Annotated in this window: 2 protein-coding genes; both read left to right on the top strand. The window is 48.1% G+C overall.

Features of this window, described 5'->3' with window-relative positions:
- Positions 1-719: 719 nt before the first annotated feature.
- On the top strand, positions 720-5,858 hold the full coding sequence (locus NG833_RS28940) for a PAS domain S-box protein (RefSeq protein WP_254568728.1): 5,139 nt from the start codon (positions 720-722) through the stop codon (positions 5,856-5,858).
- A gap of 13 nt (positions 5,859-5,871) precedes the next feature.
- The gene (locus tag NG833_RS28945; protein ID WP_254568729.1) at positions 5,872-7,008 is read left to right on the top strand and encodes an ATP-binding protein; all 1,137 of its coding nucleotides are present in this window, start codon (positions 5,872-5,874) and stop codon (positions 7,006-7,008) included.
- Positions 7,009-7,163 lie beyond the last annotated feature (155 nt).

Genomic DNA, 7,163 nt, shown 5'->3' on the forward strand with positions numbered 1-7,163 from the left:
GCCCGCGCAGGCGGGCTTTGTCCGTATAGCCCCAGGCTTCAGCCTGCGGGTTTTTACAGTCCTTTGACAACCGGATTCCGTATAATTGGGCGTTGAGGGAGCAACTTCGGTGCGATCGCCCATTGAGCCGCTTCCCTCGAATGGTTTGGCCTTTTTGATGTCCTTTATCTTAGCTGATTCTAAGTGCAATTACTTAGGTTTCTTCGCGGTTTGGCTGATATTAAATAACTCTTTAGACCTCTTGCAAAAATCCGGATTGATCCCCCCAACCCCCCTTAAGAAGGGGGGCTTTTTAGAATTTTGCAAGAGGTCTTTTCAATATCGCTTAGTTTAGTTGAGCAATTGTAGGCCCTTCGACAAGCTCAGGAGGGCCTACCATTTTTAATGCTTTTATCAACCGGATTTAGTATCAAGACTGCACTGCTCTCTCGCGCCTCGGCCAGAGATGTTCTACAATAAAGCACTTCAACCCATCACCTGATGACTGCATTTGAAAAAACATTATGGGTTAGAGTTAAGGAACAAAAAACTCAGAGTTGAACCCCAATGGCTTGGACTGGGGAGAAATTCCGTATTTTTACAGAAGTAAAAACCCCGAGGTTAAGCGATCTAGCGGATGTAAATTGAGCCGGATTTATTAGACAATTAAAAACAAGCCGAGATCCAACTTAATTCTCGATACCCTGTAACGAGATGTCGCGCATCTCCTCCAAGTCGCTATGCCAATCACCGAACCTGCCATCCATGCCCTCAACTTAGAAGCGGCGATCGCCTCTCACCCCATCTGCGTTCCGCCCCATACCCCGGTGAATGAGGTGCTGGAACAGATGAATCGGGTCAAATCGAACTCTTGCCGTCTAGACGATAGTGGCTCAAGCCCCCTCAATTCAACAACCCTCTCCAGTTGTGCCGTTGTCCAAGAGAACGACAAATTTTTAGGCATCTTTGTTGAACGGGATGTGGTGAAATTGATTGCCTCGGGCAAATCTCTCGAAGGCATCACTGTGGGAGAACTGATCAATCCCTCCCCTGTCTCGGTACGTCAATCCCAATTGCAGGATATTTTTTCCGTACTGCCCCTCTTGCGGCAATATCATATTTCCCATTTACCCATTCTGGATGAAGGCGATCGCTTCATGGGTATTATCAGCACGGAAACCCTTCGGGAAATCCTGCAACCGGCGAATCTGTTGCAATTGCGACAGGTTGCCGAAGTGATGACTCCCCAGATTGTCAGCGCCACACCCCAGACTTCTTTACTGGATATTGCCAAACTGATGACCCGCACCCAAGTCAGTTGTGTGATGATTTGCCAGAGAGGAGAGGGAAAAATCACTCAGCTTGGGACCGGAAACCGAGGAGATCTCAAGCCCCTGGGCATCATTACGGAGGGAGATATTATCCAAATCCAGGGACTCCAACTGGACCTCAATAGCACCCCCGTCGAGCAAATGATGAGCTCCCCCGTGTTTGCCATTGGGACCGAGGATTCCTTGTGGATTGCGTTGCAGAAGATGCAGCAGTACCATGTGGGGCGATTAGCCGTTACGGGCATCCGAGGAGAACTGCTGGGAATTATTACCCAAACGACCCTGCTCAACTTGATCAATCCCTTGGAAATGTACAAGGTGATTGACGTGATGCAGAATACGATTAGCGCATTGGAAACCGAAAAGATAGAACTGCTGCAAAATCGGACCAGTGAACTGGAAAAACAAGTGCGATCGCGCACGGCTGAACAAGAACAATTAATCGCCTCCCTGGAAGCCAGCAGCCAACGCGATCGCCTCCTGTCTCAAGTCTCCCTGCAAATTCGCAAATCCCTCAATCTCGACGAAATTCTTGCCACCACGGTAGAAGAGGTGCGGCAGGTGCTCGGGTGTCATCGGGTTCTGGTGTATCAGTTTGCGCCGACGAAGGAGGGGAAAGTGGTGGCGGAATCGGTGGAGTCAGGGTATCCGGCGATTTTGGGCATCCAGGTTCGGGATACCTGCTTCCAGGAAATGCATGGCATCGACTATCTGAACGGGCGCAAGCAGGCGACTGCCGATATCCGTCAAGCCGGATTAAGCTTTTGCCATCAGCAGCTTTTAGAGGACTTTCAGGTACGAGGAAATCTCGTGGTCCCGATCGCCATTGAGGGAGACCCCGCTCACCCCCATCTCTGGGGCTTGCTGATTGCCCATCACTGCAATGAACCGCGACCCTGGCAGGCATCAGAAATTGATTTATTGGATAAAATTTCGGTGCATATTGCGATCGCCATCCACCAAGCCCAACTTTACCGAGATACTCAAATCGAACTGGCGGAACGTCACCGAGTAGAAGCGGCCCTGCGTTCCAGTGAAAAATTATATGCCACCTTAGCGGAAGCCTCTCCCGTGGGCATTTTTCGCACGGATCCGGCAGGACAATGTATTTACATCAACGATCGCGCTTGTGAACTGCTGGGGTTATCTCGACAAGCTGCCCTCGGCGAGGGGTGGTTCCAAGCTTTGCATCCCCAGGACCGCGCTCGTGTCATGGCGGAATGGGCCAAAGCAACCCAATTCCAAACCCCCTTTGCTTGCGAATATCGCTTCTGCCGTCCCAATGGGGAGGTGAGTTGGGTTTTTGGTCAAACCCTTGCTGAAATTGGTCCTGCTCAAGAAGTGACGGGCTACATCGGGACGATTACAGATATCAGCCATCGCAAACAAGCCGAACAAGCCCTAACCACCTTAAATGCCGAACTCGAAGCCAGAGTTTCTAGGCGAACTGAGCAATTAGAACAAACCGTTCAACAATTACAGGAAGAAATCCAGCAACGACAGCAGGCACAACAAGAACTGATCCTGGTCAAAGAACGGCTGCAATATTTACTCTGGGTCAGCCCCACGATTATTTATAGCTGTCAAGTTACCGACCCTTACCCCACTACCTTTATTAGCTATAACGTCTTCCAGATTTTAGGATATGAACCCAAACAATTCCTAAACAATCCCCAATTTTGGTGGGATTGCATTCATCCGGAAGATCGGGAGATGGTCGAGACTGGATTTTCGCAGATCTGCGATCGCCAAAACTTGAGTCTGGAATATCGATTGCGCCATGCCGATGGCAACTATCCCTGGGTGCAGGATGATTTTCGCGTCGTCCGAAATGCCCAAGGTCAAGCGATAGAAATTGTCGGGTCTTGTGTTGATATTAGCGATCGCAAATTGGCCGAAAGTGAACTCAAAGAAAGCGAAGCCCAACTCAGTGACTTTTTTGAGAGTGCCAACGATTTGATTCAAACCGTTGACGCTCAGGGAAAAATTCTCTACGTCAATCGCGCTTGGCGCGAAACCCTGGGCTACAGCCCGGAAGAACTCCAGCACCTCTCCATGTCAGACATCATTCATCCCCACTGCAACCCCCGCTATCATCAACTCCTAAGTACCCTCACCGGAGACTGCACTCAAACCGTTACCTTTGAACTGAAAGCCCTCAAAAGCAACGGAAAATCTGTCTTTTTAGAAGGGAGACTTTTCTTGAAAATCGAGGGAAATCACTCCCTCATTCATGGAGTATTTCGAGATATCACTCGGCGAAAAATTGATGATTTGAAGCTAAAAAGACAAGCGGAAGTTTTACAAACTATTTTTGATAATATTCCGATTATGCTGGCTTTTTTTGATGAGCAAGGTCACATCCAGCTACTCAATCCAGCCCTAGAAAAAACCCTAGGTTGGTCCTTGGCAGAAGCCCAAGCCGAAGATACCTTGGTAAAGTGCTATCCTGACCCGAAAGAACGCCAAAAGGTCCTGGATGGAATGGAGGCAGGGAGAGGGCAGTGGGTGGAGGTGAAAGCCCTAACCCGTCAGGGGAGAGAGCTGGATGCCGCTTGGGCCAATATCAGACTCTCCGATGGCAGTGGGATTGGCATTGGACAGGATATCACTGAACGGAAGCGATCGGAAGCCGCCTTGCGCGACAGTGAGAAGTTATTCCGTTCTACCTTTAATGGGGCCACCATCGGACTGGTTCATAACAATCTCAAGGGTCAGTTTCTGCGAGTCAACCAAAAATACTGTGAAATTCTCGGCTATTCTCAGGAAGAATTGCTGCTGAAAAGTTGGAAAGATATTACGCATCCCGATGATGTGGAGGAGAATATTCAATGTTTGAATCCGCTGATCCGGGGACAGGTGCGCGAGTGTTCGTTTGAGAAACGGTATTATCGGCAGGATGGGTCGATGATTTGGGCATCCCTGACGGTATCCCTCGTGCGTCAACCTTCGGGAGAACCGGACTATTTTATTGCTGCGGTGGAAGATATTACCGATCGCAAACAAGCAGAAGCTGAAAAAGAAAAACGCGATCGCTATCTGACGGCTTTAGTCGCCATTCAGAATCAATTATTAAATGCCTCGGTAGATACGGACCTCTACGAACTGATTATGAGTATTCTGGGACCCGTCTCTGGTGCCAGTCGCCTCTATATTTTTGAAAATTCCCACGATTCCCAAGGGCGTTTAGTCACCAGTCAAAAAGCGGAATGGTGTGCCGAGGGCATTGAGTCCCAACTGGACAATCCTGACTTGCAAAACTGCCCCTACGAAGAATTTTTTACGAGACTGCCCAATACCCTAGGGAAGGGGGAAATCATTGAAGGTATTGTCTCGAATTTTTCCGACTCCGAACGCTTAGTTTTAGAACCCCAAGGGATTGAAGCCATTCTGTTGTTACCCCTGATGGTCAATGGGGACTTTTTTGGCTTTATCGGTTTTGATAACTGCAAGGAAGCCCAACCTTGGGACCCGTTAGAAGTCAGTTTATTAAGTTCCGCAGCAGCGGCGATCGCCCTGGCAAAAGAACGTCAAATCACCCAAGCCGCCCTCGCCCGTCAGTTGGCGGCAGTAGAAGCTGCTACCGATGGCATCGGCATTCTCAATGAAAACAGCGAATACATTTATTTGAATTCCGCTCACGCGAAAATTTTTGGATATGACGACCCCAAAGAGTTGCTGGGTAAAACCTGGAAGGAGTTATACTACCCCGAAGAAAGTCAAAAAATAGAACAGGAAGTTTTTCCAGTGTTGGGAGAATCGGGACAATGGAGTGGGGAAACGGTTGCCAAAAGACGAGACGGCACCACCTTTCCTGAAGAAATTTCCCTTACCTTAATTGCTGGAGGGGGATTAATTTGCGTGGCTCGGGATATTACGACTCGTAAACAATCCGAGGAACAAATTAAAGCCTCCCTTAATGAAAAAGAGGTATTGCTCAAAGAAATTCACCACCGGGTCAAAAATAACCTGCAAATCATCCACAGTTTATTGAAGCTGCAATCCAGCTACACGAAAGACCCCCAAACTCTGCAAATGTTTCGGGATAGCCAAAACCGGATCCGGTCAATGGCCTTGATTCACGAACTGTTATATCGCTCCAATAACTTGGGCAGCATTAATTTTTCGGAATATATCAACCAGTTAACCACGAATTTATTGCGAGCCTATAATATCACCGCTCATTCCCGGCCCGAAATTCTCATTAATGTAGAGCCGATTCAATTGGGAATCGACACCGCGATTCCTTGTGGACTAACCATTAATGAATTAATCACCAATGCCTTTAAATATGCATTTATCGAGGGTTCGCCTGGTACAATTAGCATTGACTTCCATAAAGACGGGCCTGACACCTACGAACTGAAAATTTCCGACAATGGGGTAGGACTTCCTCCTGACTTAGATTTCCGCAATACTGAATCCCTAGGGTTGAAATTAGTCTGTAACCTCACCCGGCAACTGGATGGAGAAGTCAGCCTCGATCGCAGTCAAGGAACCTGCTTCACTATTCGCTTTCAAGAATTAACTTACCAACCTAGAGGATAAAACAGTGGACAAGATGATTACAGTTTTAGTCGTTGAAGATGAAATTATCACGGCGATCGACATTCAAGGTAGTTTAGAAAACTTAGGGTATAACGTTCCCCCCATCGCTTCTACGGGCCAAGAAGCCCTAGACCGGGCTGCGAAATTTCAGCCGGATATTATCCTCATGGATATTGTCCTCAAAGGCGAAATAGATGGCATTGAAACGGCTAATTTGATTCGCGATCGCCAGCGAATTCCAATTATTTTCCTCACCGCTTATTCCGATGACGCCACCTTAGCCCGGGCAGGAATCAGCGAACCCTTTGGCTACTTACTCAAACCCTTTGATGACCGAGAACTTCATACCACCATTCAAATGGCCCTCAAGCGCTATCAGGCTGAATCAAAAATCCGTCAAGAGCGTGATACCGCCGAACAACTCCAACGAGAAGCCGAGAATCTGGTAGAATTGAATTCTCGCTATATTGCCATGACTTCCCACGAATTCCGCACCCCGATGACCACCATTCACTCCTCATCGGAATTACTGGAACATTACAGTTATAAATGGTCCGAGGAGAAAAAACTCAGCCATCTCAAACGGATTCAATCTTCGATTAAAAGTATGACCAAACTTTTAGATGAAGTGTTGACCATTGGCAAGGCTGACGCCGGTAAACTAGAGTTTAATCCGATTGAGTTAGATGTGGTCACCTTAGCGAAAGAACTGGTAGAAGAACTGCATTTGACCACGGATAAACCTCGGATCAATTTGCAGGTTTTCGGGGAGATTGACCAGGCCACTATGGACCCCAAATTGTTGCGTCACATCTTGACAAATCTCCTGTCCAATGCTTTAAAATATTCCCCGGCTGGAGGAACCGTTGAGTTTACCCTGACCGGACAAGGGGAATACCTGATTCTATCGGTGCAAGATTCAGGAATTGGGATTCCCGAATCGGATTTAATCCATCTGTTTGAGTCCTTTCAACGGGCTAGTAATGTCGGCAGTCTTCCCGGGACAGGTTTGGGATTGGCGATCGTTAAAAAGTGCGTCGATCGCCATCAGGGAACCATTACAGTCAACAGTAAAGTAGGCGTCGGCACCACCTTCACAGTCACCTTACCGATGCATTCCTCCGTTGCTTCCGATATCCCCGTGATTTAATCCAATTTGTCATAAGGGAAAGCTAGGAAGCGACTCCTACTCTCAAAAAATAGACCCTTTGAACGGTCCAGGTTAGAGTGCCTTTCTGAAGCGGATTTTAGGTCTAGGATTGTAGGGGCGCAATGTGCAGGCCCTCCGGAGGGCCTGCACATTGC

Source organism: Oscillatoria sp. HE19RPO (assembly GCF_024220515.1).
Classification (GTDB): domain Bacteria; phylum Cyanobacteriota; class Cyanobacteriia; order Cyanobacteriales; family Laspinemataceae; genus Laspinema.

Bases quoted from the DNA above. Each gene is read 5' to 3' on its own strand.
- NG833_RS28940 (WP_254568728.1), top strand. From the start codon at position 720: ATGCCAATCACCGAACCTGCCATCCATGCCCTCAACTTAGAAGCGGCG.
- NG833_RS28945 (WP_254568729.1), top strand. From the start codon at position 5,872: ATGATTACAGTTTTAGTCGTTGAAGATGAAATTATCACGGCGATCGAC.